The 25,617-nt window shown below is 53.4% G+C and carries 26 protein-coding genes and 2 tRNA genes; 18 read left to right on the top strand and 10 right to left on the bottom strand.

Annotated features, from left to right (window positions below; all coding sequences use genetic code 11):
- Window positions 1–9: 9 nt before the first annotated feature.
- The 5 genes from EI185_RS13770 to EI185_RS13750 form a co-directional block, all read right to left on the bottom strand.
- Window positions 10–1,449: an adenylate/guanylate cyclase domain-containing protein gene (locus EI185_RS13770; RefSeq protein ID WP_124705725.1), complete on the bottom strand. Its 1,440-nt coding sequence runs from the start codon at window positions 1,447–1,449 to the stop codon at window positions 10–12.
- Window positions 1,446–1,823, bottom strand: a complete 378-nt coding sequence (locus tag EI185_RS13765) for a response regulator (RefSeq protein WP_124705724.1) — start codon at window positions 1,821–1,823, stop codon at window positions 1,446–1,448. Before EI185_RS13765 ends, EI185_RS13770 begins: the two co-directional genes overlap by 4 nt.
- Before the next feature lie 112 nt (window positions 1,824–1,935).
- Window positions 1,936–4,923 carry a response regulator gene (locus EI185_RS13760; RefSeq protein ID WP_124705723.1) on the bottom strand — a complete coding sequence of 996 codons (2,988 nt, stop codon included), beginning with the start codon at window positions 4,921–4,923 and terminating at the stop codon, window positions 1,936–1,938.
- Between the two features lie 26 nt (window positions 4,924–4,949).
- On the bottom strand, window positions 4,950–5,834 hold the full coding sequence (locus EI185_RS13755; protein WP_124705722.1) for an ABC transporter substrate-binding protein: 885 nt from the start codon (window positions 5,832–5,834) through the stop codon (window positions 4,950–4,952).
- Window positions 5,835–5,936: 102 nt separating this feature from the next.
- The gene (locus tag EI185_RS13750; protein WP_124705721.1) at window positions 5,937–7,133 is read right to left on the bottom strand and encodes a hypothetical protein; all 1,197 of its coding nucleotides are present in this window, start codon (window positions 7,131–7,133) and stop codon (window positions 5,937–5,939) included.
- Window positions 7,134–7,453: 320 nt separating this feature from the next.
- On the opposite strand from EI185_RS13750, the gene EI185_RS13745 reads away from it, so the two are divergent.
- From EI185_RS13745 to EI185_RS13730, 4 genes are read left to right on the top strand one after another with little or no spacing between them, the layout of a single operon-like run.
- Window positions 7,454–8,002, top strand: coding sequence for a Crp/Fnr family transcriptional regulator (locus EI185_RS13745; RefSeq protein WP_124705720.1), 549 nt, complete (start codon window positions 7,454–7,456; stop codon window positions 8,000–8,002).
- A 1-nt stretch (window position 8,003) separates the two neighbouring features.
- Window positions 8,004–8,459, top strand: coding sequence for a cyclic nucleotide-binding domain-containing protein (locus tag EI185_RS13740; protein ID WP_124705719.1), 456 nt, complete (start codon window positions 8,004–8,006; stop codon window positions 8,457–8,459).
- Between the two features lie 50 nt (window positions 8,460–8,509).
- Window positions 8,510–11,092, top strand: coding sequence for an MFS transporter (locus EI185_RS13735; RefSeq protein ID WP_124705718.1), 2,583 nt, complete (start codon window positions 8,510–8,512; stop codon window positions 11,090–11,092).
- Window positions 11,076–11,543 carry a cyclic nucleotide-binding domain-containing protein gene (locus EI185_RS13730; protein WP_124705717.1) on the top strand — a complete coding sequence of 156 codons (468 nt, stop codon included), beginning with the start codon at window positions 11,076–11,078 and terminating at the stop codon, window positions 11,541–11,543. The genes EI185_RS13735 and EI185_RS13730 overlap by 17 nt, the downstream gene beginning before the upstream one ends.
- 32 nt (window positions 11,544–11,575) lie before the next feature.
- Here EI185_RS13730 and EI185_RS13725 read toward each other — a convergent pair whose 3' ends face one another.
- The gene (locus EI185_RS13725; RefSeq protein WP_124705716.1) at window positions 11,576–12,307 is read right to left on the bottom strand and encodes a hypothetical protein; all 732 of its coding nucleotides are present in this window, start codon (window positions 12,305–12,307) and stop codon (window positions 11,576–11,578) included.
- 27 nt (window positions 12,308–12,334) lie between these two features.
- On the bottom strand, window positions 12,335–13,099 hold the full coding sequence (locus tag EI185_RS13720; protein WP_124705752.1) for a 3',5'-cyclic-nucleotide phosphodiesterase: 765 nt from the start codon (window positions 13,097–13,099) through the stop codon (window positions 12,335–12,337).
- A gap of 158 nt (window positions 13,100–13,257) precedes the next feature.
- Between EI185_RS13720 and EI185_RS13715 the strand changes: the two genes are divergently transcribed.
- The gene (locus EI185_RS13715) at window positions 13,258–13,479 is read left to right on the top strand and encodes an RNA-binding S4 domain-containing protein (protein WP_124705715.1); all 222 of its coding nucleotides are present in this window, start codon (window positions 13,258–13,260) and stop codon (window positions 13,477–13,479) included.
- A 23-nt stretch (window positions 13,480–13,502) separates the two neighbouring features.
- On the opposite strand, the gene EI185_RS13710 is transcribed toward EI185_RS13715, so the two are convergent.
- The 3 genes from EI185_RS13710 to EI185_RS13700 form a co-directional block, all read right to left on the bottom strand.
- The gene (locus tag EI185_RS13710) at window positions 13,503–13,883 is read right to left on the bottom strand and encodes a DsrE family protein (protein WP_223247847.1); all 381 of its coding nucleotides are present in this window, start codon (window positions 13,881–13,883) and stop codon (window positions 13,503–13,505) included.
- A gap of 129 nt (window positions 13,884–14,012) precedes the next feature.
- Entirely contained in the window at window positions 14,013–14,438 is a 426-nt protein-coding gene (locus tag EI185_RS13705) for a DoxX family protein (protein ID WP_124705714.1), read from the bottom strand.
- Between the two features lie 22 nt (window positions 14,439–14,460).
- A complete protein-coding gene (locus EI185_RS13700; RefSeq protein ID WP_124705713.1) occupies window positions 14,461–15,162 on the bottom strand; it encodes a pirin family protein in 702 nt (233 codons plus the stop codon).
- Between the two features lie 209 nt (window positions 15,163–15,371).
- Here EI185_RS13700 and EI185_RS13695 point away from each other — a divergent pair.
- The 13 genes from EI185_RS13695 to EI185_RS13635 all read left to right on the top strand — a co-directional run bounded on the left by EI185_RS13695 (window position 15,372) and on the right by EI185_RS13635 (window position 25,616).
- Window positions 15,372–15,448 (top strand) — tRNA-Val (locus EI185_RS13695).
- A 167-nt stretch (window positions 15,449–15,615) separates the two neighbouring features.
- Complete coding sequence (gene thrS, locus EI185_RS13690) at window positions 15,616–17,535, top strand: threonine--tRNA ligase (RefSeq protein ID WP_124705712.1); 1,920 nt, start codon at window positions 15,616–15,618, stop codon at window positions 17,533–17,535.
- A 45-nt stretch (window positions 17,536–17,580) separates the two neighbouring features.
- Window positions 17,581–18,099: a translation initiation factor IF-3 gene (gene infC / locus EI185_RS13685; RefSeq protein WP_124705711.1), complete on the top strand. Its 519-nt coding sequence runs from the start codon at window positions 17,581–17,583 to the stop codon at window positions 18,097–18,099.
- Between the two features lie 176 nt (window positions 18,100–18,275).
- Window positions 18,276–18,473: a 50S ribosomal protein L35 gene (rpmI, locus tag EI185_RS13680; protein WP_124705710.1), complete on the top strand. Its 198-nt coding sequence runs from the start codon at window positions 18,276–18,278 to the stop codon at window positions 18,471–18,473.
- Between the two features lie 12 nt (window positions 18,474–18,485).
- Window positions 18,486–18,845: a 50S ribosomal protein L20 gene (rplT, locus tag EI185_RS13675; protein WP_124705709.1), complete on the top strand. Its 360-nt coding sequence runs from the start codon at window positions 18,486–18,488 to the stop codon at window positions 18,843–18,845.
- 129 nt (window positions 18,846–18,974) lie between these two features.
- The gene (gene pheS / locus EI185_RS13670; RefSeq protein ID WP_124705708.1) at window positions 18,975–19,994 is read left to right on the top strand and encodes a phenylalanine--tRNA ligase subunit alpha; all 1,020 of its coding nucleotides are present in this window, start codon (window positions 18,975–18,977) and stop codon (window positions 19,992–19,994) included.
- A 9-nt stretch (window positions 19,995–20,003) separates the two neighbouring features.
- Window positions 20,004–22,361, top strand: coding sequence for a phenylalanine--tRNA ligase subunit beta (gene pheT, locus EI185_RS13665; RefSeq protein ID WP_124705707.1), 2,358 nt, complete (start codon window positions 20,004–20,006; stop codon window positions 22,359–22,361).
- A gap of 7 nt (window positions 22,362–22,368) precedes the next feature.
- The gene (locus EI185_RS13660; RefSeq protein WP_124705706.1) at window positions 22,369–22,674 is read left to right on the top strand and encodes an integration host factor subunit alpha; all 306 of its coding nucleotides are present in this window, start codon (window positions 22,369–22,371) and stop codon (window positions 22,672–22,674) included.
- The gene (locus EI185_RS13655) at window positions 22,652–23,026 is read left to right on the top strand and encodes a MerR family transcriptional regulator (RefSeq protein ID WP_124705705.1); all 375 of its coding nucleotides are present in this window, start codon (window positions 22,652–22,654) and stop codon (window positions 23,024–23,026) included. The genes EI185_RS13660 and EI185_RS13655 overlap by 23 nt, the downstream gene beginning before the upstream one ends.
- Before the next feature lie 55 nt (window positions 23,027–23,081).
- Window positions 23,082–23,158: transfer RNA gene (locus EI185_RS13650), tRNA-Pro, on the top strand.
- Between the two features lie 67 nt (window positions 23,159–23,225).
- Window positions 23,226–23,969: a 5'/3'-nucleotidase SurE gene (surE, locus tag EI185_RS13645; RefSeq protein WP_124705704.1), complete on the top strand. Its 744-nt coding sequence runs from the start codon at window positions 23,226–23,228 to the stop codon at window positions 23,967–23,969.
- Window positions 23,966–24,628, top strand: coding sequence for a protein-L-isoaspartate(D-aspartate) O-methyltransferase (locus EI185_RS13640; RefSeq protein WP_370685771.1), 663 nt, complete (start codon window positions 23,966–23,968; stop codon window positions 24,626–24,628). Before surE ends, EI185_RS13640 begins: the two co-directional genes overlap by 4 nt.
- Window positions 24,629–24,812: 184 nt before the next feature.
- Window positions 24,813–25,616: a peptidoglycan DD-metalloendopeptidase family protein gene (locus EI185_RS13635; RefSeq protein WP_262982400.1), complete on the top strand. Its 804-nt coding sequence runs from the start codon at window positions 24,813–24,815 to the stop codon at window positions 25,614–25,616.
- Window position 25,617: the final 1 nt, after the last annotated feature.

Genomic DNA, 25,617 nt, shown 5'->3' with positions numbered 1-25,617 from the left:
AGCGAATAATCAGTTCTGGCTGTTGCGATGCAGCAAGTCGGCAAGTACCGCCCGGGTCTGGGGAAGCATGCAGGTAAAGCGCACGCAAACACAATTGTCGACATCGCCAGCGTAAGCGACGACTTTTCCATACAAACAGGTGGTCTGATCAGTAAAGTTATCGGGTAGCAGATAGATCGCGATATTTGTGAGGGGGGATACTGCTCGGGTGGTCACGATTTCTGCGGCCTTGGCAGACAATCTGGTAAGGCTGCCTGCGAATGTTTCTTCGCTAATGGATTTTTCGTCGATGATGGCGCAGTTAACAGTGATCGCCTGATGCAAAGCCTGCAACTCATCCGTATAACGAGGCAGGAAAGAATTATAGGTGGCTATGCCGCCAGCTTCATAAACGGTAACCGGGTCAGCGACGCCTTTCGGATGCACGATAAATTGGCCATCTATTCTGACTATGGCTCCCGTATGCGACAAAGTCGCTTCGGATATCAGTATCTGGTTTCCACAACAGTAGGATTCGAGACGCGCGGCCAGATTGACATGCTTGCCTACCACACTATATTTCGATCGCGTTTCGGAGCCGATATTTCCCACAATGGCTTCTCCGGTGTGAATGCCGATTCCCATGGAGAGTTCCGGCAAGCCATGTGTCTGGTTATACGCATTAACGGACGTCATCGCCTGCTGCATCGCAACCGCGCAGCCGACGGCGCGTTGCGCATGATCCGGTTGTTCGCTGGGCGCTCCGAAAAACGCCAGCATTCCATCGCCCAGAATTTCATCGACGATGCCGTGGTGATCAGCAATGATTTTAGTCATTGTGCCGAGGAAATTGTTCAGCATATGCACGACTTGCACGGGCGTGAACGGACCTTCCGAGATCAGGGTGAATCCTCGCAAGTCGGCCACCAGAACGGTGACCATGCGGAGCTCGCCGCCAAACTCGAGCGCTTCAGGCGATGCCAGAAGCTTATCGACGACTTCGCTTGCGACGTAGCGCCCAAAGATGTTGCGAATGAGCGTGTTGCGCGCTTCCAGCTGGCTGGCGAGCATTCTGACTTCATCCGAGGCGCGCTTGAGCGCGAGTTGTGTTCGCACTCGCGCCGGCACTACAGCGAGATCAAGCGGCTTCATGATGTAATCGTTGGCACCCAACTCGAGGGCGCCAACGATATCGGTGGATTCGCCCCTAGCCGTTACCATGATAACGGGCAATTCGGACATCGAATAAGTCGTGCGTATCAGCTTGAGAACAGCTATGCCATCGATGCCCGGCATTTCGATATCGAGCAGAACCAGGTCGAACTTGTGCTCCAGCAGCATATTGAGCGCACTTTGCCCATTCTCTGCGACGATCACGACGTAGCCCAGCCGGGTTAAGCGGCGCGACAGAATATCCCGGTTCATTTCATTGTCGTCGACGACCAGCAGCATTCCGGGATCGGATTTCATGGCCTGGTTGCAGCTTGCAAAAGCAATTGAATTTTGTCCAGCAGGCGCTCCATCTCGACTGGTTTGGTATCGTAATCGTCACAACCGGCCGCAAGCGCCCGTTCCCTGTCGCCCTGCATGGCGTGAGCGGACAGGCCGAGGATCGGCAGCGCGCACAATTGAGGGTCTTCCCGAATGCGCCTTGCCACTTCAAAGCCGTCCAGTATGGGCAGGCTGATATCCAGCAAAAGCAGGTCGGGACCATGACTCCTCACTTTTTCGATCGCTTCCTCACCGTCCATCGCGATATCGACTTGATACCCCCTGCGTTCCAGGCGACGCATCAGCATATCGCGGTTCAGTTCATTGTCTTCCGCCAGCAAAATTTTGACCATGATCTTTCGTCCTAAAATTAGGGCAATGGATGGAATATCTCGCCTCGATTGCCCACGTCTCTCCATCTAGAGAATGGCTTCCCCTCGATCAATCGCTTCATGTCCCCAGGTTTTAAGGGAACACCGCTTTGCAAGCGCCGCCAATCGAATCCGTTATTTCCCGTAACAGGGCAGCGCGGCTCACAGTGGATTTTTCGAGTATCTTCTGGACATTCATATTCAGTCGAACGCGTTCCTCCTGGGTCAGGTTTTTGCCTGTCAGAACGACGATGGGGATCGTTCGCCATTGCGCATTTTTGCGCAGCTCGTCTATGAACTGTAGACCATCCATCACCGGCATGATCAAATCGAGCAGAATGATCTGGGGCGGCGCCTGTGTGGCGAGCAGATCCAGCGCAACGCGCCCATTTTCCGCTTCGAGGATGGTCCAGCCTTCTTTTGCGAGTGTGCGACTCGTCATGGTCCGCGAATTGTCGTCGTCTTCGACCACCAATACGCGCCCCTGAGGAGCGTCGCAGCAATATTTCCTGACGATTGTGAGTAGCCGCTCGCGATCGATAGGCTTGGTCAGATAGTCCGAAGCGCCCAGCGAATAACCCATGTCTTTTTCGTCCAGAATCGTGACGACAATGATCGGTATGTCCGCCAGATCAGGATCGGCTTTCAACTCGGCCAGGACCGTCCAGCCATCGACGCCGGGCATCATGATGTCGAGCGTGATCGCCGTCGGATGAATTTGACGGGCGAGACTGAGTCCGCTTTCACCATTAGGCGCGGACACGGCCTGGAAGCCATCCTTGGATAAAAAACGGCTGATGATTTCCCGCGCGGATGCGTCGTCATCAATGACAAGCACGGTGCATTTCGACTTGCTTTCGCTGCCCTCGTCCATCGGGTCAACAGAGGCTTCATTCTGCTCAACTGAAGCGTTGCCGGTGGAAATATCAGCCGGCAACCAGACTGTAATTTGGGTGCCATGGCCTACCTGGCTCTGCGCTTCGATAAACCCGCCCATCATTTCGCAGAATCGTTTGCAGATGGCGAGGCCCAGCCCTGTTCCTCCGTATTTGCGAGAGGTTGATACATCTGCCTGGGAGAATTCCTGAAACAGGTTCTCCATCTGCGCCGAACTGATGCCTATTCCGGAATCCGCCACCGCGAAACTCAACCATCGCTCGCCTGCCTTATCCATTTCACTCACCGTCAGGGAAACTGCGCCCTTGTCGGTAAATTTTCCTGCATTGCTCAGCAAGTTAAGCAGGATTTGGCGTAGCTTGGTTATATCGGTCCGTATCGGAGCCATTTTTGCCGGGCAGATTATGGAAAATTTATTGCCGCTCTTTTCCACCAGCGGGCGAACCGTAGTCTTCACGTCGTTAACGAGTGATCCGACATCGACATTCTCAACGTAGAGCTCCATTTTTCCTGCCTCGACCTTGGACAAATCGAGAATATCGTTGATCAACGACAGCAAATGTCTGCCCGAGGAATGAATTTTCTTCAAGTCCTTGATTAGTGGCTCCTGGTCCGGACTCTCGTGTTCTTCCATGAGCATTTCGCTATAGCCAATAATTGCATTCAGCGGCGTGCGCAGTTCATGCGACATTCTTGCCAGGAATTCGGATTTATGTTGAGTCGCCTGCCTCAGCCTTTCGTTCACTTCCTTGAGCTTATCTTGCTGCATTTGAAGTTCTGCTGTTCGTGTCGCGACTTTCTGTTCGAGACTGACATTAAGTTGCTCGATTTGCCGGTACGCGGATGCGTTCGCCATGACTACCGCAAGCTGGCTGCAAAGCGTGGCTATCAGCTTCAGATCCGCATCGGTCAGCGCTTTGTCGAGGCTTTCCACTATCAGGATACCGAGTGTGTGGCCCTCGAATTTCACAGGCGCGGCCAGAAAGGAGCGGGCGTCTAGAATATGTAACATTGGCCCATAGATATGCGGTTGTTCCGTGCTCACATCCGCAACCAGCACGGCCTCGCCCTTCAATGCCACTGTGGCGCAAAAACCGCTTTTTTCTTCCAGAGGAATTTCCAGTCCCTGCAATGCCTGCTCGAGATCTTTTGATATACCTTCCAGTTTCCCCTCAACCAGCGCCTGCTTTTCCTCGCTATACCGGAAAAAGATCGCCCGGTCATAGCCCAGCCGCCCGACGACTGCTTTGAGTGTCAAATCAAATAATCTTTCTTGATCCAGGGTCGAACTCATATCGATACCGATATCATGAAGAGTCGATAGTTCTGCCAGGCGTTGTTGTTGTGCCTGCGTCATCGTGGACAGAGAATCCGTCATGTGGTTGAAAGCGGTTGCCAGCACGCCGATCTCATCCCTGGAGCGAACCTGGACGCGCTGCGACAAATCGCCGCGCGAAATATTCAGCGCGGCTCGCGCCATGGCGCGAACCGGTTTGATGATGTAGCCCACGCCAAAAAACGCCACAATCACCGCAATCCCGACAATGACCAGCGTCAGAAATATGCCGCTGAGCAGCGTTTTGCGAATTTTATCCAGCACTTTTTCCGTTGACAGGAGTATCTGGACATTGCCCTGCTGAATGACTTTTGGCTTATTGCCGACAGAAGAATTTCCTTCACCAAGCAGTATCAGTTCAGTGGAAAGTCGGCTATTGGTTTCGTTACGAATCGTCTGCACCGGAGTAAATGTATGATAGATGCCAATGCCCTTGATCAGATGATGGGTCATAAAGGGCTTATTCCACGCCGGATCTATGGATGTAATGTGTCGGAAGATGTCGGCTAGCGACTTGGTTGTGCTGGGATATTTAAACTGCTCGGCGAGCACTTTCCCCTGCGCATTGCTGATACGCACATAGATAACGCTTTCCTCCTGCAGGGCACCCTCAGCCACTTCGCGCAGGATCTCGGGGTCTTCCGTCAGAATGCCGTATTTGCTGCTGCGGGCCAGGTTGTTGCTGAATGCTAGTGCCCGGTCCTGCAGTTCAGAGGTCAATATTTCTTCCGACTGGCTTAAGAATCGCCAGCCTAAAAAGCTTCCCACCGCCAGAATGATCAAGGCAATGAATGAGATCGCCTTGACCTTGAGCGAAAGCCGGAATGGGTTGTTAACTGGAAAATCCATATGCGCAGTTTCGGTGAGGAAACATTCTATTGATAAACCAGCTTTGCCGATTCTATGACCGATTTGGGTATGGCCAGGCCAATCTTTCTGGCTGTCTTCAAATTGAGTGAAAGATTGATTTTTCTCGGCGGCCTGGCGCCAGTCTCGGCCAGGCTAACCTGACCGTCTGTGAATCCAGTGGCCAACTGGCAACCCTGCCGCCCGACGTCTGTGTAATCCGGTGTGAGTGCTGCCAAAGCCCCCGCTTCAACAAAGATATCCGACGCCGCGAAGAACGGAACACCCTTTTCCAGGGTTGTCACCAGGAAATACTTGAATGAATCTGTCGTGACGACGGTCTCATCCGGCACCATCCAGACTGCATCTACTTTTCCCAGCATGCTGCGCAAAGCTTCCGGAACTTCTTTTTGCGAAGTAACGGAAACCGCAACAAGCTGAACTCCAAGTTTTTTCGCGACGCTCCCTGCCTCCCGAATAATTTCCCCGGAATTATTCGCATCGTAGATGACGCCTATGGATTTAAGTCCTGGCACCAAGGTTTTGTATGTCTTGAACTGTGCCTCGACGGGTATGTTCAACGTGATGCCCGCGATATTATTACCAATAAGGCCGTATTTTTTTGGATTGGAAACCATGATGTAGAGCGTCGGAATATCCTTGAGATATTCTTTGGCAAGCTTTGCGGCCATCAATCCGATCGCCAGGACCAGTCGTGGTTTTGCTTCGCTGATTTCTTGCGCCATGCGCTGCTGCGAAGCGCCATTCCCGCCCAGCGTATATTGCTTGACGTTGCTGGCACACGACTCCGAAAAACCGGCGAATGCCTGATTGTAGGGGTCGAGGTCCTGGCTTCTGATTACAGCAATATCCCCAGCGCCGATGGCAGAAAGGGGGAATATCGAAACTGCCACGATAATAACGAATCGCAGTAGGCATAGTACCCTCACAGAGTCATCCCTTTATTTGGCTTGAACCGGGACGCAATCGGTAACGAGGTGTTAGGCCAGGGCCGATTAAAAACCATATTCCAGTGCCACCGTGGTAATTAAATCGGAGCGCAGACCGGAGTTGTTCAAAGGGAAAAGTGCATTGGCGGACACAATCAGGTTTTTCGCAAAATCGGGATTCCACTTTACTCCGAGCGCGCCGTTGATAATGTTGTCACCAATGGCGCTGCCGTTGGTATATCTGCTACCGATCACGTCCGCGGCTACCGTGTATCTTTCATTTCCGTAATCGAATCCCATAGCATACTCGATGGCGTTCTTATCCGAGGTTTTGAGATTGAACTTATAACCCAGGTTGATATGAGGTGTGAAAGCACCGAAAGAACGTGCATATATCATGTAGGGGCGCACGGTCGTATCGCCGGTGCCTAAAAAGTTGTTCGCATCTCCGGTTTCCGTCTTGACCAACACCGCGCCGGCAACATTATTTGTGTCTGTTTTCAGCCAGTGATATTTTGCTTGCAACAGTATGTCGCCGAGCCCGCTGGCGCTACCGTGCGCCGCATCGTCCGGACTTTCGCTGCCGAAACGATGTGCTGTAGGAAAAGGGTTGCCAGGCGAAACCACCAGTTGAGCATGACTGCGCACGTCCATATTGACCCAGACATAAGGCACGAGCACACCGATATCAAACCTGTCGGTAACGCCGTAGGTCGCAGCAAGCGCAAGGATTTTCGCTTTGATGCCAAGGTTGATTCGCAGGTCCAGTGTGTCAAGTTCGAATGAAGTATGCACGTCGGACGGCGGCAAAATATTCGCGTCATGCAAGGCAATGGCATCCAGATTGTTGAGGCTATTGCCCTCGAATTTATTGTATTCAAAGGACGTAAAAGAGAGGTTCGCGGTAAACTTTCCTGCGCCGGTAGTTCGCGGCCGCTCTGCGAAAATGGGCCCGAGACTTTCTGGTGTCTTCAAAAACGTACCAAGATCGGGATTGAACTCGAAAGCGAGTCCGGAAGAGATCGAAGGAAATGGAAAAACTGCGATCTGAGCCGCAATATTGTTATTAAGCTGGTTGATGGCCGCGGCTGAATCTACAGAAAAATGCGCCACATGACTCGGAAATGGGCCGCTTGGTGGTGCGAGTGTGATGCCATCGCCACCATAAAGACCTGGGATTAGACTTTTAAGATCTGCAGCCCATACTTGCAATGAGCTTAACGCAAGCAAAAAGGCTGTTGTCGCCGGCAATATAGAATGCATTTATCCCTCCCATGTACTATGAGATAGTCAATCTGCCGGGATATATTCTGATTTATTTGAGTTAATCATAGCTGGAGTCTGCCATTTTGTGCAACGAAATGCAGTTTCACGAGATTGGACGCGCCCAGTCCCTTATTTTGGAACGTCATTTTAAATACGAGGTCTCGAGGACGGTCTTCTTGCCAGCATCAAAAAACTTTTCACCGTATCGACGTTTCAAACATGTTTGAAGTGCCGATTTACTTTGAAGCCTATACTATAATTAGACTTTGGAATTCGCAGGTTATCGGGTTTTCCTGGTTTGGGGAGGATAAAGAGACATGGGAAATAACATCGATTTCGAATATGAATTTCCGGATATTGCGCATTTCCTGGGACGCGAAAACACGGCAGAACTGTCACACCTGATGCAGTTGCGGGAAATTCCGGCAGGAATGACACTAATCGAAGATGGCGCAACTGTAGATGCTTTCATGCTGATTTTCTCCGGCGAATTCAATGTCGAGGTAAGCAATCGCGATAAATCATTATTGCTGGGTCAGCTTGGCAAGGGCAAATGGGTCGGGGAGGTTTCCTACTTTACCGGCGATGGCCTTTCCACAGCCAAGGTATATGCAGTGGTTGATTCCAGTGTGCTGGAGCTCAAGCATGCTGATTTTGTTGATGCGCAAACACGACATCCCATGTTGGCAAGTATGCTCATTCAGCATTTCGGGGAGTTGATGGCGGGGCGATTGAGGAATTCCAACCAGGCGTTTGAACAAGTTGGTGAGCAGAAACTCGCGCTCATGCTGGCCAATAATGAGGCGAGTATCAAAGATAGTTGGCTTATTGCGATGCTGAAGAAACTGACGGGAATAGAGGTTTGATATGCTTTTAAAAAATTTCCTCAAGAGTCAATCGGTATTCAAAAGCCTGGCTGATGAACAAGATCTGGATGCACTGTCCCGTGCCATTTACGTACAGGAATTTCCTGACGCTTCCATCATTGTGCAGGAGGGCAAGCAGGGCAAAGAACTGTATCTACTGATCGAAGGTAAAGTGGAAGTGACCCACTATGATCTAGTGAGTGGTACACCGTGTGTGTTGAAAGAACTGAAAGTCGGTGAGTTGTTCGGTGTTCTTTCGCTGATGGATCACCTGCCTTCCGCAGCCAGTTGTGTCGCTGTCGGAACGGTGAAGGTGGGAATACTGCCGCGTGTTGCCTACAATTTATTGGCGAAGTCTTCAGCCCCGATTGCGCTTAATTTCCAGTTGGCTGTGACCAGGCAGATCGCCAATGATATTCGGCACCGCAATGACGCTTTACGCGGTTTGATTGGTTAAATAACCCAATTCCATTCTTCGCCAGCTGCTTCGTTGACAAGGCTTTGAGCGTGCTGAAACGGCAGTTGGCCAGTTGGTTGCTGATCCGAAACGGTGAAGAGCGTGTCGTACTCTATCTGTCCCTGCTCTACCTTGCGCTGGGAGCAGGTATGGCAGTGGGTCGTAGCTCCAGCGATGCGCTGTTATTCAAGCGCTTAGGCGTCGAATTTTTACCCCAGATGTTTTTTCTGACCAGCTTTCTGCTAGTGGGTTTCAGTGCTGTTTACGCCGAATTCTCGGATCGCCTGCATCCATCGCGGATGTTCAAGTATATCGTCGCTTTGACCGGGATTTTTCTGGTGGTCGTCTGGGGCGCCATGCAGAATGGGGGCAGTAAAATCGCTTTCGCAGCGTATTTTCTCGGTTATGGCGTGGTTTCTGAAATCCTGTTGGTGCATTCCAATTTGTATGCTTCCGGATTTTTGGATCTATCGCAATCGAAGCGCATATCTCCTCTCATCAATGCGGCTTCGCGCCTGGGCGGCGTAGTCGGCGGAGTGACGCTCGGGCTGCTTAGTTCGCGATTTCCCACCGAATACATGGCCTTGGTCTGGGCGCTGACCTTGGTTGAGGCGTTTTTTCTGATTGCCGCTTACCATCGGGGCGAGCAGCGGATCCGTGCCAAAACAAAACCGCTTAAGAAACATGGCAGACCCCTGGTGCACATTCGCGAGGGGCTTGAGTTTGCACGGCGCTCGAGCTTGTTGCAAATCGCCGGGCTGGGTTTGTTTGTCATGATCGTGCTGATTTCGATGCAGGATTATCTGGTGAGCACCATTCTTACCCGGCATTTTCAAAACGAGCGTGATCTGGCGGCTTTCTTCGGCTGGTTCTCCGCCTTCACCAACTTCGCGGTATTGCTGTTGCAGATTCTGACCACCAATCGATTGCTGCGCCGCTTCGGTCTCAAACTGGTCAGCCTGATTTTCCCTTGGAGCACAGCGGCGAGCTTCGCACTACTGGGCCTGAGCGCAAGCTTCCTGCCTGCCGTCATTGGCCGTTTCAACTATACCGGCATGATGCCGGCCTTTCGCAACCCATCAGCTAATCTTTTCTACAGTGCACTGCCGGGCTATATGCAGGGCCGAGCGCGGGCGTTGAGCATCGGCCTGATTTTGCCGCTGGGACTCGCGGTTTCCGGCCTGCTGCTGATGTGGGTGCCCAAGGAATCGGTGGGTGAATCGCTGGCCGTTTTCGGCTTGCTTCTGTCGTTCGTATATATATATCTCAAAATCGTGAAGAATCGTATTTACGCGGCCAGCCTTGCGTGTTTGATCCAGCAACAGGTATACACCGGGATCGGCGAGGAATTGGAAGAAATAGGTCGCCTGGATGAACGCGTAGTGGGTGAGCTGAAACAACTATTGCAGCAAACCGAAGATGGCGATAATTACGTCGCTTATGCGGAGATACTGCTGCACGGCGCACCGCAAGACGCCGGCAAAATCCTGCTGGAAACCCTGCCCGGAAAGTCAGCGCAGGTACAAGATCGGCTATTGCCGCGCATTGCTGAATTGGCCCCGCCCGGTTGGCAGGATTATATGCGGTGCTGCCTGGATTCGGTTGACACTCACCTGCGCGCCACGGCCTTGACCGAATTAGCGAAGCGTGGCGATGTGGATGCCTTGCGAGCCATCCATGGATGGCTGGTGCATACCAATCCGCGTATTCGCGCTGTAGCTGCTCAGGCATGTTTCGCCGCCCAGGACCCGGTCTTGCATGAAGTCGCCGAGCGCACATTGCGCACAATGCTCTCCGCAGAAAAGCCGGGCGCAATCATTGCAGCGCTGTCGGTAATGCCTGGACTTAAATTGTTTTCACTAGACGATGCAGTGCGGGCGCTTCTGCAACACCCCGACGCAGGCGTGAGAGCTGCTGCCATCGCTGCCACCGGGGCAATTGGCGCTGTCGGCGAGCGTCTGATCCTGTTGGCACGCGCGTTGCGGGATGAAGATGTTGTAGTGCAGCGCGCCGCGGAAAAAAATGCAGTAACGCTCATGCCCATCACTGAGTCTGAATACGCGGCCGCACTGGACACCTACTTTAGCTTTTTCCATATGCAATCACTTCTGACAAACTATCTGGCGCAAAGTGAACTTGCGCAACGCAAGACAATATTGCTGGCGATCGCACATCGGCATTTGCAGCGTGCCTGGGATAAAAAGTCCGTCGCCTTGCATGCCCTATCGCTTGCGCAGCAGGCATCAGCCAGGCAGGCCGATGAAGCGGGGTTTTTACGTCTGGTTCTGAATGAAGAAGTGCTGCGGCACATCGACATCGCGCTGGATATTCTGGCGTTGCTGGATGAGGCGCAGATGGCGCGGGCCATCAGTGCAGCGCTCGCCAGCCGTGATCGACGGCTGCGCGCGCAGGCGTTGGAGTCGTTGCGCCACATCGAAAATAAAGCCTTGGTGGAATGGCTGCTGCCTTTGATCGAGGCCGCACAAGATGGTGCGAGATGGGAGCACACTGTGCCCGATATGCCGCGTGATATGAATGAGATGATTGCCTGGTGCAAACGGCAGGGTGGACAGTGGCTGCGCCAATGCGCGGCGTTAATGGAAGAGGAAACAAGCCGTGCAACCCCTGTTTGACCGTATCCTCCTTTTGAAGCGGGTACCGTTTTTCGCGCTGCTGCGTACCGATCAGCTTCGACATATCGTGCCCATGCTCGAGCCGGCCGGCTGGGCCTCGGGTGAGCGTGTCTTCGAGAAGGGGGATCCGAGCGACCGCATGTATATTTTGCTGTCCGGCCGCGTGGGTATTGTCTTGCATGACGATCCGGAAAGTACGGAATATGTCGCACAGCTGGGACATGGTGACTGCTTCGGTGAGATGGGATTGCTGGATGATCTGCCGCGCTCCGCTACAGTTCATGTACTGGAGACAGTCGAAGCTCTGAGTTTGAGTCGGGTACGTTTGCATGGCATGTTACAGGCGTATCCGGAATTGGGCATCGGGATGCTTGCCGCCTTAAGTGGACGTTTACGCGAAGCAAACGATGCCAGGATTAAATCCAGGCATCTCGCCGACAATCCGAAATGAATCAATCCAGGGTTTTCAAATAATCGATCCGCTCACTGAGCCACCGAGAATGTCAGCGATCCACTTAGCGATCCATCGTTGAAATCGCCTAACAACATGGTGCCGTCGCTGTCGCGGGCATGAATGACCCAGCTATAATTGCCGCCGCGTTTGATCAGACCGGTTGGCAATGTTAGCACTGGCTTTGCGATGAGAGGCGAAGTAAAAATTTTCCGATCATCGTCCCACTTGTCACGAACGAACACTTGGTAATATCGCGCACCGGGAATCGCGGCCCAAGAGAGACTGACCGGACTATCCGTCAACTCGCTTTTGTCTGCGGGCAGGGGATCGTGAGCAATGGGCATCAAGGTATGGATTACATAGTCCTTCGCTGTAAATTCCCGGCCATCCTTCATTTTTATGATTGCCGTGAACCAGCCATCTGTGACATCTTTGAGGATAGGTAGCTGAGTGATAAACACGCGTTTATCGGTTTTGGCGGGATCATGAACGGATCGGAAAAGGTTCAAATTCAGTTCTCCGGCGCTGCTTCCGTCCGCGCGATAGATGTGGATGCTTGCGATGTTGGCGTATCGGGTGGATGAAAACAGCGCCATATAAAATGGCGGTCGATCTGGCCAGTTGCAAACATGGATGTCGAAGAAACCGACCCCGGTGTAATGCGGATCGGTGTTTTCGATGCTCAGTGTTTGCGCGGATGCCCTCAACGCGCAAAGTAGTATCGCGAATATAACTAATATTGGTTTACCGCTTTGTCTCATCGCTGGCACCTCATTGCTTGGAGATGGCTAAAATTCGAAGACCTGGTCGTTCATCAGCCTGTGCGGTTGATAGTTGCCAATGCATGCATCGATCTCGCGCATGATGAGTGCGTCCTCCCCGGGTTTCAAATGTGTGATGTACATTTCCACAGGGAGCTTAAGCTTGGTCAGTTCTTCTTGCAGCATGCTTGGGCATAGGTGCTTGGAAAGCACTGCGATTTCACGCTCCTTGTTGGAGAAGGCAGTCTCGATGATCAGGTAACGCAAATTGCCAATGCCATTCACGATTTCCCAAAAAGGGTCGTTGGTCGTTGTGTCGCCGGTAAACACCAGGCTGGCTGTGCCGCTGTCCAGTTGGTAGCCCACGGCGGGAACTGCATGATTGGCGGGCAGCGCGGTGATACGGCGTTGGCCTAACTGCACCGGTTTGCCGATTGCAATGGTTTCATAACGCATATATGGCGCTGTTGCAGTGGGGATGCGGCTAAAATCGGGCCAGATTTCCCAGTTAAAGATGTGCCCGCGCAGAATGCCGAGCGTCGCCTCGGTGGCGTGCAAAACTAAAGGTTTGTCGCGCATTCTGGCTACCGTATCCACCATGAGCGGGATGGAGGTAATGTGGTCCATATGGGAATGAGTGATGAATACATGATCGATACGTGTCAATGCCTCCATCGATAACCGATTCACGCCGGTGCCTGCGTCAATCAGTATATCGTCGTCTACAAGCAGTGCTGTAGTGTACTGGTCACCGCCGATACCTCCGCTGCAACCCAGAACCTTTATCTTCATCATCCCGCCCTCTAGTCGATCACGTTCTGGTTATTAGGCAATCAATCTTGTCTTAAATGCAAGTATGTAGCCTAAATTGGAACGCCGTGAATTGATACCGGAATTACGAGGCTATTTGATACGGTAAGATATCATTGGAATTTTAAGAAAGCGTTCGCATGCAACAATTAGAAGTGGCGTTAAATGGTGAATTCGTCGAGCTTAACCAGCTATTGAAACTGGCCGGTGTATGCGACAGCGGCGGTGCCGGAAAAAGGCTGGTCGCATCCGGCGTGGTCTCGGTGGACGGCGAGGTGGAGCTGCGCAAGACTTGCAAGATCCGCGCCGGGCAGGTGGTGAGCCTGGGGGATGTGCGCATCAACGTCGTAGCCCCTGTCTAGCATGCCACCTGCGACCGCGCAAGTTAAAAGCTCAGCAGTTTTTTTGCTGCTTCCAGGTAGGGCAGGGCGGCCGCCACGCTCATCGCCGGGATGCCCGGCACCATGTCTTCAGGTTTGAGGTCGTGTAAATCCATGGAGGTGGCGCACAGTACAAACTGCGCCCCATTTTTCTGTGCCAGGTCCATAAACCCGGCAAGCGATTTCCCTCCCTCCTTGGGAAACACGGTTTCCGCCACACCTTTTTGCAACAACAAAGTGCCCAATCCGGTGAAGTAGACCACTACGCTTCGTTCCTCCGCGGCAGCAGCGGCTGCGAGAAAAAATGGCGATGCCAGGCGCTTGGGGGTATCCGGGCCACTGGTCATGACGATGCCGAAATCTATATTGGGCATTTGCTCACTCATGTTGTACTCCTCAAGTTATCTTGGAAAAAACAGTTAGCCACGGAGAGGACAGAGACCGCAGAGATGACGCGACTTTCGAAGCGTTGCTTTATCTCTGTGTTCTCTGTGGCTTGAATTACCCTTCTATGGTTATGTATGTTCGGCTTGGTCCTTGCGGCATTCCTGACGCAGACTGAACGATCCGCTGCCGTGCACAGCCAGATAGACCATGGTACCCATGATGGCGATGTTTTTCATGAAGTTGTTCATCTGATTTTGCATACTGGCGGCATCCGCATGCCAGAACGCATGAAATGTCAGGGTCACAGGTATCAGCCAGAAGAAAAAGGCGATGGCCGCATACCGTGTGTAAAAGCCAAGCAGGATCATCAGTCCGCCTCCGATTTCCAGCGCTATGGTAAGTGTCAATAGAACATCCGCCATGGGTAGTCCCATGCTCGACATGTATCCTGCCGTCTGTGCAAAGTGGGCAATCTTGCCGAAGCCTGCAATCAGGAATATCTGTGCAATCAGCACGCGCCCAAACAAAGGGCCGAATTTTTCGAAGCTGGTCATTTGCGCATCACCCTTTTGTGAGTTATTGAAGGTCAAACACGAGCACTTCTGCGGCATGAATGCCCGTCAGGGTAATTTCGGTTTCTTGGCTGATTTCTGCACCGTCGCCACGGTGCAGCGGAAAACCCTTGAGTTCAACGTCGCCTTGCGCAACTTGTAAATAAGCGCGTCGACCCGGCGCCAGCTCCAGGCGTGCAGTTTCACCCTGATTGAGTTTGGTGGCATAAAGCAGGGTGTCCTGATTGATATGCACGGAACCGTCGCGGCCGTCGGGTGACGCCACGACCCGAAATTGTCCTTGCAGTTGCGCAGGATCAAACCGGGTCTGTTCATAGCTGGGGGTCACGCCGGTTTTTTGCGGCAGTAGCCAGATTTGCAGCAGGCGCGCGGGTTCGGTTTGCGATGGATTGAATTCGCTATGGCGGATGCCGGTACCGGCGCTCATGCGCTGCACATCGCCGGGCCGGATGATGTCGCCATTGCCCAGGCTGTCGCGGTGTTCCAGCGCGCCTTCCAGTACATAAGTGACAATTTCCATGTCCTGGTGCGCATGCATCGGGAATCCGGCGCCGGGTGCGATAACGTCGTCGTTGATGACGCGCAGCACGCTGTAACCCATGTGTGCGGGATCATAGTAGTTTGCAAACGAGAAGGTATGCCAGCTATCCAGCCAGCCGCCATGTTCGGCGTGTCCACGCGTATCCGCTTTACGTATCTGAATCATATTTCAGCTCCTCTATTCAATTGTTCAAATATTGAAGCAAGTCTATGCAATACGCTCCTGCAGATATAGCGGAATGTTTGGAACGAATTATTTAAAAAAATTGAACAAAGACAGCCTGATCGACTCAATGCATCAATCAATTCAATATAGACGAGTTTGGATTTTCACATTGAAAGCCTGCAGCAACTCCGGTACAATGCGGCCTCCTCAGGCGCGTAGCTCAGCTGGTTAGAGCACCACCTTGACATGGTGGGGGTCGTTGGTTCGAGTCCAATCGCGCCTACCAACGGATTCAATACAGATAATAGATGGGACACGGAAAGGCAGCGTTATGACACCGCGAACTTGCACGACCACAACCAGTCACTATCATCGCGTTAATCCCTGAGTAGGTTTGTATCTGTCAAAAAAGCGCGGCTATCCGCGCTTTTTTGTTTTGTGCCGGAGAAATCAATGTTGAATGTCACTTTGCCAGATGGTTCTGTGCGCAGTTTCCCCCAGCCGGTCACGGTGGCTGAAGTCGCCGCCTCGATAGGCGCCGGGCTGGCCAAGGCTGCGCTGGCCGGTCGAGTTGATGGCGCGCTGGTGGATACCAGTTTCGTCATCGCGCAGGATGCGCAACTGTCTATTGTGACCGACCGCGATGCCAATGGCCTGGACATGATCCGTCACTCTACCGCACACCTGCTGGCCTACGCGGTGAAAGAGCTCTATCCGGATGCGCAAGTGACCATCGGCCCGGTCATCGAGGATGGCTTCTACTACGATTTTTCCTATAAGCGCCCGTTTACGCCGGAAGATTTGCAGGCCATCGAGAAAAAGATGGCCGAGTTGGCCAAGCGTGATATCCAGGTCAGCCGCAAAGTTCTGCCGCGCGACGAAGCGGTGGCGTATTTCAAGGGCCTTGGTGAGTACTACAAGGCGGAAATCATCGCCTCCATCCCGGCGAATGAGGATGTGTCGCTGTATACCGAAGGTGATTTCACCGACCTGTGCCGCGGGCCGCATGTGCCGTCTACCGGCAAGCTCAAGCATTTCAAGTTGATGAAGCTGGCCGGCGCGTACTGGCGCGGCGATCACCGCAACGAAATGCTGCAGCGCGTGTACGGCACTGCGTGGGCGAAAAAGGAAGACCTCGATGCTTACCTGTATCGTCTGGAAGAAGCCGAGAAGCGCGATCACCGCAAGCTGGCAAAGCAGCTCAGCCTGTTTCACATGCAGGATGAAGCGCCGGGCATGGTGTTCTGGCACCCCAACGGTTGGGTGATCTGGCAGCAGATCGAGCAGTACATGCGCGAAAAATTCCGCGAATACGGTTATCAGGAAGTGCGCACACCGACGATCATGGACCGGCAGATGTGGGAAAAATCCGGCCACTGGGAAAATTATCGCGACAACATGTTTACCACCGCGTCGGAAAACCGCGAGTACGCGGTCAAGCCGATGAACTGCCCCGGTCATGTGCAGATATTCAATCATGGTCTGCGCAGCTACCGTGACCTGCCCTTGCGTCTGGCGGAATTCGGTTCATGCCACCGCAACGAGCCGTCCGGTTCGCTGCATGGCTTGATGCGGGTGCGCGGCTTTACCCAGGATGATGCGCATATTTTCTGTACCGAAACGCAGATCGAATCCGAGGTGGCGGACTTTATCGTCATGCTGCAAAAGGTCTATGCGGACTTCGGCTTCAACGACATGCTGGTCAAGCTGTCCACTCGCCCGGAGAAACGCGTGGGTTCAGACGAAACCTGGGACAAGGCCGAAGCTGGCCTGGCGGCCGCATTGCAACAGAATGGCCTGGAATACGACCTGCAACCGGGTGAAGGCGCCTTCTACGGACCCAAGATAGAATTTACGCTTAAAGACAGCCTTGGACGCCTATGGCAATGCGGCACCATCCAGCTCGACTTCAATCTGCCAGTGCGGCTGGATGCGGAATTCGTGGACGAGGACAATACGCGCAAAGCGCCGGTAATGCTGCACCGTGCGATTCTCGGTTCGATGGAACGCTTCATCGGTATCCTGATCGAGCATCATGCCGGTAACTTCCCGCTATGGCTGGCGCCGGTGCAAGTAGTGGTGATGAATATCACCGACAATCAGGCTGAATATGCGCAAAAAGTCTGTGATGCGATGCGTCAGGAAGGCCTGCGTGTGACGACAGACTTGAGAAATGAGAAAATAACCTATAAAATTCGGGAACATAGTTTGCAAAAGCTGCCTTATCAGCTGATCATCGGCGACAAGGAAATGGCCGCAGGCATGGTTGCAGTGCGTACGCGTACGGGCCAGGATCTCGGCCAGATGCCTTTGGAAGTGTTTATGGCACAACTCAAGGAAGCTGTAGCGCTGCGCAAACCAAGCGAGGAGTGAGGTTTTCTCACTCCTCTTGTCTTTTGATTTACAGGAGTTGCAGCTATCGCTCAGGATAAAGAAACACGGGTCAACGATGAAATCACCTGGCCAGAGATTCGTTTGGTCGGGCTGGAAGGAGAACCCCTTGGTATCGTCAGCGCTGCCGAAGCGTTGAAACTGGCTGAGGAAGCCGAAGTGGACTTGGTGGAAATCGCCCCGCAAGCCAAGCCGCCCGTATGCCGCCTGATGGACTACGGCAAGTTCAAATATCAGCAAAGCAAGCGCCAGCACGAGGCCAAGGTTAAGCAAAAGCAGATTCAGGTCAAGGAAGTGAAGTTCCGGCCCAATACTGACGAAGGTGATTATCAGATCAAGCTGCGCAACCTGATTCGTTTCCTTGAAGAAGGTGACAAGGCGAAAGTAACCTTGCGCTTTCGCGGTCGTGAAATGGCGCACCAGGAAATCGGTCTGGCGCAGTTAAGGCGCGTGGAAGCAGACCTGGCTGAGCAGGCTGTAGTCGAGCAGTTTCCCAAGATGGAAGGCCGGCAGATGGTAATGATGCTGGGTCCCAAGAAAAAGTAAACAAGAATTCTCGAACAGGCCGTAATCGTAATGCAGCCTGTTCGATTGAGGAATTTTCGCTGTAATCTGGCGAAAACCATCCGGCGGTAAATGCCGCCGGATGTTTCGCGGATGTCCGGGTTCCTAAATGTCTCGTTGTGAGGCTGCCCGGCGTCTTGCCCAACAGGAGTAATGCAATGCCGAAGATGAAAACCAAATCGGGTGCGGCCAAGCGCTTCAAGGCGCTGGCGAATGGTGGCGTAAAGCGCGGTCAGGCTTTCAAGCGCCACATTCTCACCAAGAAAACCACCAAGAACAAGCGCCAGTTGCGTGGCACGATGATGGTCGATGCGACCAACATGCGTTCCGTTCGCGCCATGTTGCCCTACGCATAAAGGAGAGATCACATGCCAAGAGTAAAACGTGGTGTAACGGCGCGCGCGCGTCACAAAAAAGTTCTCGACCTGGCCAAAGGCTATCGCGGTCGCCGCAAAAACGTCTACCGTGTCGCCAAGCAGGCGGTAATGAAGGCGGGGCAGTATGCCTACCGTGACCGTCGTCAGCGCAAGCGTCAGTTCCGTTCGCTGTGGATTGCGCGTATCAACGCGGCTGCACGTGAGTGCGGAATGCGTTACAGCGTATTCATGAACGGTCTGAAAAAAGCCGAAATCGTGCTGGATCGCAAGGTATTGGCCGATCTGGCGGTGTTCGACAAACCTGCGTTCGCGCTGCTTGCCGAGCAGGCCAAAGCCAAATTGGCGGTCTAAAGCTGGCTATCCTTCAAAAAGGGAGGCCGTCGGCCTCCTTTTTTGTGGGCGCTTCCAAAAATTCAATCATGCATGGATGCATCATGTGTTGGTTGAATTTCTAGAAACGCTCTCCTGAGACAAATTACCATGCAAAATTTCGACCATATCGTCGCCGAAGCATTAGCGAAATTCGCGGCAGTCAACCAGGTAGTTGAGCTGGAACAGGCAAAAGCCCGCTATCTTGGAAAATCAGGTTTGCTTACTGAGCAACTGAAGCAACTCGGCAAGCTCCCTGCCGCAGAACGCCCCGCTGCGGGCAATTTGATCAATCTTGCCAAGGAACGGATTCAGCAAGCACTGGAAGCGCGTCGCATTGCCTTGGCGCAGGCGCAACTGGATAGCAAGCTGGCGGCGGAAACCCTGGATGTCACCTTGCCCGGACGCGGTCTCGGCACCGGCGGTTTGCATCCGGTCACGCGCACGCTGTCACGCATCCAGGCGCTGTTCGCCTCGATCGGTTTCGAGGTGGCAGAAGGCCCGGAGATTGAAACCGATTTCTATAATTTCACCGCGCTGAATATTCCGGAAAACCATCCGGCACGCGCCATGCACGATACCTTCTACGTGGATGACAAGCATTTGCTGCGAACCCACACATCGCCGGTGCAGATACATTATCTGCAGACTAATAAGCCACCGGTCAAGATCATCGCACCGGGACGGGTATATCGCTGCGATTCCGATGTGACCCATACTCCGATGTTTCATCAAGTCGAGGGATTGTGGGTGGATGAGGAGGTGAGTTTCGCTGCATTGAAAGGCGTGCTGGCGGATTTCATGCAGCGATTTTTTGAGCGCGATGACCTGAAAGTGCGTTTCCGCCCGTCGTTTTTTCCGTTCACCGAACCATCGGCGGAAATGGATATTGCTTGTGTGATGTGCGGTGGCGACGGTTGCCGCGTATGCAGTCATACCGGCTGGCTGGAAGTGCTGGGCTGCGGCATGGTGCACCCCAACGTATTGGGGCACGTGCATGTGGATAGCGAAAAATATCTTGGATTCGCGTTCGGCATGGGCGTAGAGCGGCTGGCGATGCTGCGCTACGGCGTTGACGATCTGCGCCTCTTTTTTGCGAATGATTTACGTTTTTTGAAACAGTTCAACTGATCCGTCAACATGAAATTCTCTGAACTCTGGTTACGCACTCTTGTGAATCCGGCGCTGGATAGCGCAGCACTGTCTCATCTTTTGACTATGGCTGGACTAGAGGTCGAAGCGCTGGATCCGGTCGCAGCGGATTTTTCCGGTGTGGTGGTGGGGCAAGTACTGTCGGTAGCGCCACATCCTGATGCGGATCGCTTGCGCGTGTGCCAGGTGGAGGCGGGAACCGGTAATCCATTGCAAATCGTATGTGGCGCGCCCAACGTGGCTGAAGGCGTTCGTGTGCCTTGCGCACTGATCGGTGCCAGCTTGCCGGGCTTTGAAATCAGGAAAGCCAAACTGCGCGGTATCGAATCGCAGGGTATGTTGTGCTCGGCGCGCGAATTGGGACTGACAGAAGAAGCCGATGGCCTGCTGTTGTTGCCGGACGATGCTCCAGTGGGTAAGAATATCCGCGATTATCTGCATCTGGATGACAAACTTTATACGCTCAAACTGACCCCCAATCGCAGCGATTGCCTGAGTGTGGTCGGCGTTGCGCGTGAAGTGGCTGCGCTGACCGGTAGTCCGTTGAGCTTGCCTCGGATTGTACCTGCTACAGTCACCGGCAGCCTTGCCCGCAGAGTGCAGGTGACAGCCAAACAAGGCTGCCCGCGTTATTGCGGTCGCGTCATCAGTCAGCTCAACCGCGCAGCTCGAACACCGGCCTGGATGATAGAGAGGCTTTCCCGTAGTGGTCTGCGTAGTATCAGTCCGGTCGTAGACATCACCAACTATGTGTTGCTGGAATTGGGGCAGCCTTTGCATGCTTTTGATCTGGGGAAGCTGGCTGGCGATATACAGGTGCGCATGGCCGCAGCGGGTGAAACGCTGACACTTCTGAATGATCAGCGTGCGACGCTGGAAGCCGACATGCTGGTGATCGCCGATGACAATGGTGTGCAGGCGCTCGCTGGCATCATGGGTGGGGCAGCCACTGCAGTGGATGAAAATACCTCGGAAATTTTCCTTGAAGCAGCCTATTTCAACCCCGACGCGATTGCCGGACGTGCGCGCCGGCTGGGCTTGTCCACCGATTCCTCGCACCGTTTTGAGCGCGGGGTGGATTACGCAGCCACGCGCAATGCGCTGGAGCGGGCCACGGCACTGATACTTGAAATTTGCGGTGGCGCGGCAGGCGCAATCACCGAAGTCAGCGGTGATTTGCCGCAACGTGCACCTGTCGTGCTGCGCAGCGCGCGCGCCAGCAAAGTGTTGGGCGTGACGCTGAGCGACGCGCGGGTGGAGGAATTGCTGGGCCGCCTGAGTTTAAACTTTCAGCGCGAGGGGGCCGTTTATCGCGTGACGCCACCCAGCTACCGCTTTGACCTGAATATCGAGGAAGACCTGATTGAAGAACTGGCACGGCTCTATGACTACGACAACATCGTTGCGCAGGCCCCGGTCGCGCGCCTGAGTATGCTGCCGCAACCAGAGCACCAGCGTGGAGTGGATGCATTGCGCACTCTGCTCACCGCGCGTGATTACCAGGAGGTCATTACCTATAGCTTTGTGGATGCGGCATGGGAAGCTGATTTCGCACCCGGCGCTCAGCCTGTCACCCTGAAAAACCCGATCGCCAGCCAGATGGGCGTGATGCGCTCAACTTTGCTGGGCGGTTTGATGGATGTGCTGCGCAACAATTTGAACCGACGCCAGGATCGCGTGCGAATTTTCGAAAGTGGACGTTGTTATCTTCCGGCAGTCGAGGGTTTTGATCAGCCGCAACGCCTGGCCGGGTTGGTATACGGCGACGCCATGTCAGAGCAGTGGGGCAGCGCAGCTCGGAACGTGGATTTTTTTGATGTCAAAGCTGACATTGAGGCCCTGTATTCGCCGCAGCGTGCACGCTTTGAAAAGTCGGTGCATCCTGCATTGCATCCTGGACAGTGCGCCGAAATTTGGCTGGATGACGTCCATGCAGGTTGGTTGGGTAGCTTGCATCCACGGTTGTCGCAACAATATGATTTGGCGACTGCACCTGTTTTATTCGAACTCTCCCTGCAGACCTTGTTAGGACGGATGCTGCCGAAGCATGGTGAAATTTCGCGTTTCCAGAGTGCGCGTCGTGATCTGGCGGTGATTGTTGATGAATCGATACCGGTTCAGACTTTGATTGATGCGATGTACGCAGCGCGCGTCGAGGGTATTGCCGAGATTGCGTTGTTTGACGTGTATCGCGGCAAAGGCATTGATTCTGATAAAAAAAGTCTTGCATTCCGGGTGCTGTTGCAAGATACTCAAAAGACATTCACAGACACTGAGGTGGATGCCGTCATGGCGATTTTCACCGATTTGTTAAAACAAAAATTCAACGCACAATTACGTTCCTGAGGTAGTCATGACCCTGACCAAGGCAGAACTGGCAGACATGCTGTTCGAAAAAGTTGGACTAAATAAACGCGAAGCCAAAGACATGGTGGAGTCGTTCTTCGAAGAAATACGCGTCGCACTGGAAACTGGAGATACCGTTAAGCTTTCCGGATTTGGAAATTTCCAGTTGCGCGACAAGCCGCAACGTCCTGGGCGCAATCCAAAAACCGGTGAGGAAATGCCTATCACGGCACGTCGAGTGGTGACATTTCACGCCAGCCAGAAACTTAAATCGCAGGTAGAAGATGCACATGGCGGAACATCAGCCAACTAGTCAGCTGCCGCTGATTCCTGCCAAGCGTTACTTCACGATCGGTGAAGTCAGCGAACTGTGCGGAGTGAAACCACATGTGTTGCGTTACTGGGAACAGGAATTCGGTCAACTCAAACCAGTCAAGCGGCGTGGTAACCGGCGCTACTATCAGCACCACGAAGTGCTGCTGATTCGGCGTATCCGCGAACTGCTGTATGAGCAGGGATTCACGATCAATGGTGCACGCCATCGCCTGGATGTGCTGGCTACTGCCGATGCCGCCGAGGCAGCACCCACCGTGACTAAATTAACAGCGGATTATGCCGAACTGCGCCGCGAAATGATGGCGATTGTAGAGTTGTTGCACTTGTGATTTTTTAGTTTTTGCTTTGTTGTGCCGCTACAGACTCTGCTATAATCGCGGCCTTCGGGGCGTAGCGCAGCCTGGTAGCGTACTTGCATGGGGTGCAAGTGGTCGGAGGTTCAAATCCTCTCGCCCCGACCAGAACCAAACTCAGGTGCCACACCTTTTTAGAAAGCAATTCACGGGAATTTCAGAGTAATCGTCCACTATGCGCATTTTGTTGAGCAACGACGATGGTTACTTCGCACCCGGTCTCGCCATTCTGGCGGATACCCTCTCACACATCGCAGACATTACGGTAGTCGCTCCCGAGCGGGATCGTAGTGGCGCCAGCAATTCGCTCACTCTGGATCGTCCGCTCATGCTGCGACAGGCGAGCACGGGGTTTTATTATGTCAATGGCACCCCTACAGATTGTGTTCATCTTGCGGTCACAGGTATGCTGGATCATCTTCCTGATATGGTCATTTCAGGCATCAATCACGGTGCCAACATGGGCGACGACACAATTTATTCGGGCACCATAGCGGCTGCCACCGAGGGTTTTTTACTGGGCGTACCCTCATTGGCGATATCCCTGGCAAGCTATTCGGCGGGCAATTATGCTACCGCTGCGCGCGTTGCCAGTGAGCTCGCGCAGCGCGTCATGGCACGTCCTTTTGCGGAGCCGCTGCTACTCAATGTGAATGTGCCGGATGTCCCCTACCAGGATTTGAAGGGAACCGAAATCACCCGCCTCGGGCGTCGCCACAAGGCCGAACCAGTGGTCAGATCAAGTAATCCGCGCGGCCAGACTGTGTATTGGGTAGGCGCGGCTGGTGCAGCGCAGGACGCAGGCAAGGGCACTGATTTCCATGCAGTGGCGAAAAAGCGTGTATCGATCACGCCATTGCAGATGGATCTCACCCAGTTCAGTCAATTGGAACCCCTGCAGGTATGGTTGAAGGCATGAGTGTGACGCGTCACAGCGGTATTGGCATGACCTCCGAGCGCACCCGTGCACGCATGGTTGAACGTTTGCGTGCACAGGGGATCAAGGACAATAACGTCTTGACTGCGATGGGGATGGTGCCCCGACATATCTTTGTGGATGAGGCATTGTCCATTCGGGCTTATGAAGACAGTGCATTGCCGATAGGTTTTGGCCAAACCATTTCCAGCCCCTATAGCGTTGCACGTATGATCGAAGTGCTGCGTGGCGGTGCCGATCTGCAGCGTGTGCTGGAAGTCGGTACCGGGTGTGGATATCAGGCCGCAGTACTGGCTAAACTGGCTCGCGAAGTCTACTCGGTTGAGCGTATTGCTACGCTGCTGGGACGCGCGCGGCGTACCATACGCGAACTGCGTATCGGCAATATTAAACTTAAACATGGCGATGGTAGCATTGGGTTAAAAGATGTGGCGCCTTTCGATGGCATTATCCTCGCCGCAGCTATTCCCGTACCGCCGCAGGCTTTACTGGAACAATTGGCGGAAGGCGGACGGATGGTATTGCCGCGCGGCATCGGTGAAACGCAGCAAATGGTGCTGATCGAGCGCACCTCGGAAGGTTTTCAGGAGAAGGTTCTGGAAATGGTTCATTTTGTTCCACTGTTGCCGGGAGTGCGTTGACGTGATGCTAATTGGCAAGCTTCGGTTCCCCGTTTATCCGCTTGCTGTGATCCTGATTTTGGGCGGATGCGCCACGCAACGGTCAGCACCCGTGGTAGATGGCACACGGACTGGCGCAAACAATATTGCCAAGTCTTCAGTGGGCATTGCAAGGCTGCCTGGTGGCCGACCAGCTACCCACACCGTGCAAAAAGGCGACACGCTTTATAGCATTGCACTGGAATATGGACTGGACTATCGTGATCTGGTGAATTGGAATGCATTGCCTGACAATTCCCTGATCCATATCGGGCAGGTATTGAAGCTGACTCCGCCGCAGCCAGAGAGTGCTGCAGCTCCAGCCACTTCAACTTCAACAGAATCAACTGTTCAGACTATCCCCCTCAAAATCGAACCGCTAGCGCAGGCCCAGGTAGCAAGCAGCGCAGTATTGATTACTCAGCCCAAGGCAGTCAAATTACCTTACTCCAGCGCAGCGTTGGCGCAACTTGAGCAAACCGGCCAAGCTCAGCCAGCTCCCTCCGCTACGCCGAGTGCTGCCCCTGGTACGGTAGCTGAAGCGGCTGGTGTGCAACCCAAAGCGACCCCGGGAGCCAACGCAAGCAATGATAGCGGTATAGATTGGATCTGGCCGACACAAGGTCGGGTCATCGCCGGGTTTGACGAGGCCAAAAACAGCAAGGGACTGGATATCGCGGGCAAAGCAGGTCAAGCCATATTCGCCGCCGCATCAGGAAAAGTGGTATATAGCGGGGAAGGTTTGCGCGGTTATGGCAAGCTGGTTATTATCAAACATAACCCGATTTATTTAAGTGCTTATGCACACAATCAACTGGTTCTGGTGAAAGAGGGACAGACAGTTGTAAGCGGACAGAAAATTGCTGAAATGGGTGACAGCGATGCTGATCAAGTCGAGCTGCATTTTGAAATCAGAAAAATGGGTAAGCCGATTGATCCGATGACATATCTTCCCGGGGCACAAAAATAGC

The organism is Sulfuriferula multivorans (assembly GCF_003851125.1).
Classification (GTDB): Bacteria; Pseudomonadota; Gammaproteobacteria; order Burkholderiales; family Sulfuriferulaceae; genus Sulfuriferula; species Sulfuriferula multivorans.
This window is presented reverse-complemented; position numbering and strand designations above follow the sequence as displayed.

Coding starts and splice junctions, on each gene's coding strand:
- pheS (WP_124705708.1), top strand. CDS start 18,975: ATGCAAAATTTCGACCATATCGTCGCCGAAGCATTAGCGAAATTCGCG.
- EI185_RS13660 (WP_124705706.1), top strand. CDS start 22,369: ATGACCCTGACCAAGGCAGAACTGGCAGACATGCTGTTCGAAAAAGTT.
- rpmI (WP_124705710.1), top strand. CDS start 18,276: ATGCCGAAGATGAAAACCAAATCGGGTGCGGCCAAGCGCTTCAAGGCG.
- EI185_RS13760 (WP_124705723.1), bottom strand. CDS start 4,923: ATGGATTTTCCAGTTAACAACCCATTCCGGCTTTCGCTCAAGGTCAAG.
- surE (WP_124705704.1), top strand. CDS start 23,226: ATGCGCATTTTGTTGAGCAACGACGATGGTTACTTCGCACCCGGTCTC.
- EI185_RS13745 (WP_124705720.1), top strand. CDS start 7,454: ATGGGAAATAACATCGATTTCGAATATGAATTTCCGGATATTGCGCAT.
- EI185_RS13700 (WP_124705713.1), bottom strand. CDS start 15,162: ATGATTCAGATACGTAAAGCGGATACGCGTGGACACGCCGAACATGGC.
- EI185_RS13750 (WP_124705721.1), bottom strand. CDS start 7,133: ATGCATTCTATATTGCCGGCGACAACAGCCTTTTTGCTTGCGTTAAGC.
- EI185_RS13720 (WP_124705752.1), bottom strand. CDS start 13,099: ATGAAGATAAAGGTTCTGGGTTGCAGCGGAGGTATCGGCGGTGACCAG.
- EI185_RS13655 (WP_124705705.1), top strand. CDS start 22,652: ATGGCGGAACATCAGCCAACTAGTCAGCTGCCGCTGATTCCTGCCAAG.
- EI185_RS13705 (WP_124705714.1), bottom strand. CDS start 14,438: ATGACCAGCTTCGAAAAATTCGGCCCTTTGTTTGGGCGCGTGCTGATT.
- EI185_RS13765 (WP_124705724.1), bottom strand. CDS start 1,823: ATGGTCAAAATTTTGCTGGCGGAAGACAATGAACTGAACCGCGATATG.
- pheT (WP_124705707.1), top strand. CDS start 20,004: ATGAAATTCTCTGAACTCTGGTTACGCACTCTTGTGAATCCGGCGCTG.
- rplT (WP_124705709.1), top strand. CDS start 18,486: ATGCCAAGAGTAAAACGTGGTGTAACGGCGCGCGCGCGTCACAAAAAA.
- EI185_RS13640 (WP_370685771.1), top strand. CDS start 23,966: ATGAGTGTGACGCGTCACAGCGGTATTGGCATGACCTCCGAGCGCACC.
- EI185_RS13740 (WP_124705719.1), top strand. CDS start 8,004: ATGCTTTTAAAAAATTTCCTCAAGAGTCAATCGGTATTCAAAAGCCTG.
- thrS (WP_124705712.1), top strand. CDS start 15,616: ATGTTGAATGTCACTTTGCCAGATGGTTCTGTGCGCAGTTTCCCCCAG.
- EI185_RS13725 (WP_124705716.1), bottom strand. CDS start 12,307: ATGAGACAAAGCGGTAAACCAATATTAGTTATATTCGCGATACTACTT.
- EI185_RS13715 (WP_124705715.1), top strand. CDS start 13,258: ATGCAACAATTAGAAGTGGCGTTAAATGGTGAATTCGTCGAGCTTAAC.
- EI185_RS13710 (WP_223247847.1), bottom strand. CDS start 13,883: ATGAGTGAGCAAATGCCCAATATAGATTTCGGCATCGTCATGACCAGT.
- EI185_RS13770 (WP_124705725.1), bottom strand. CDS start 1,449: ATGAAATCCGATCCCGGAATGCTGCTGGTCGTCGACGACAATGAAATG.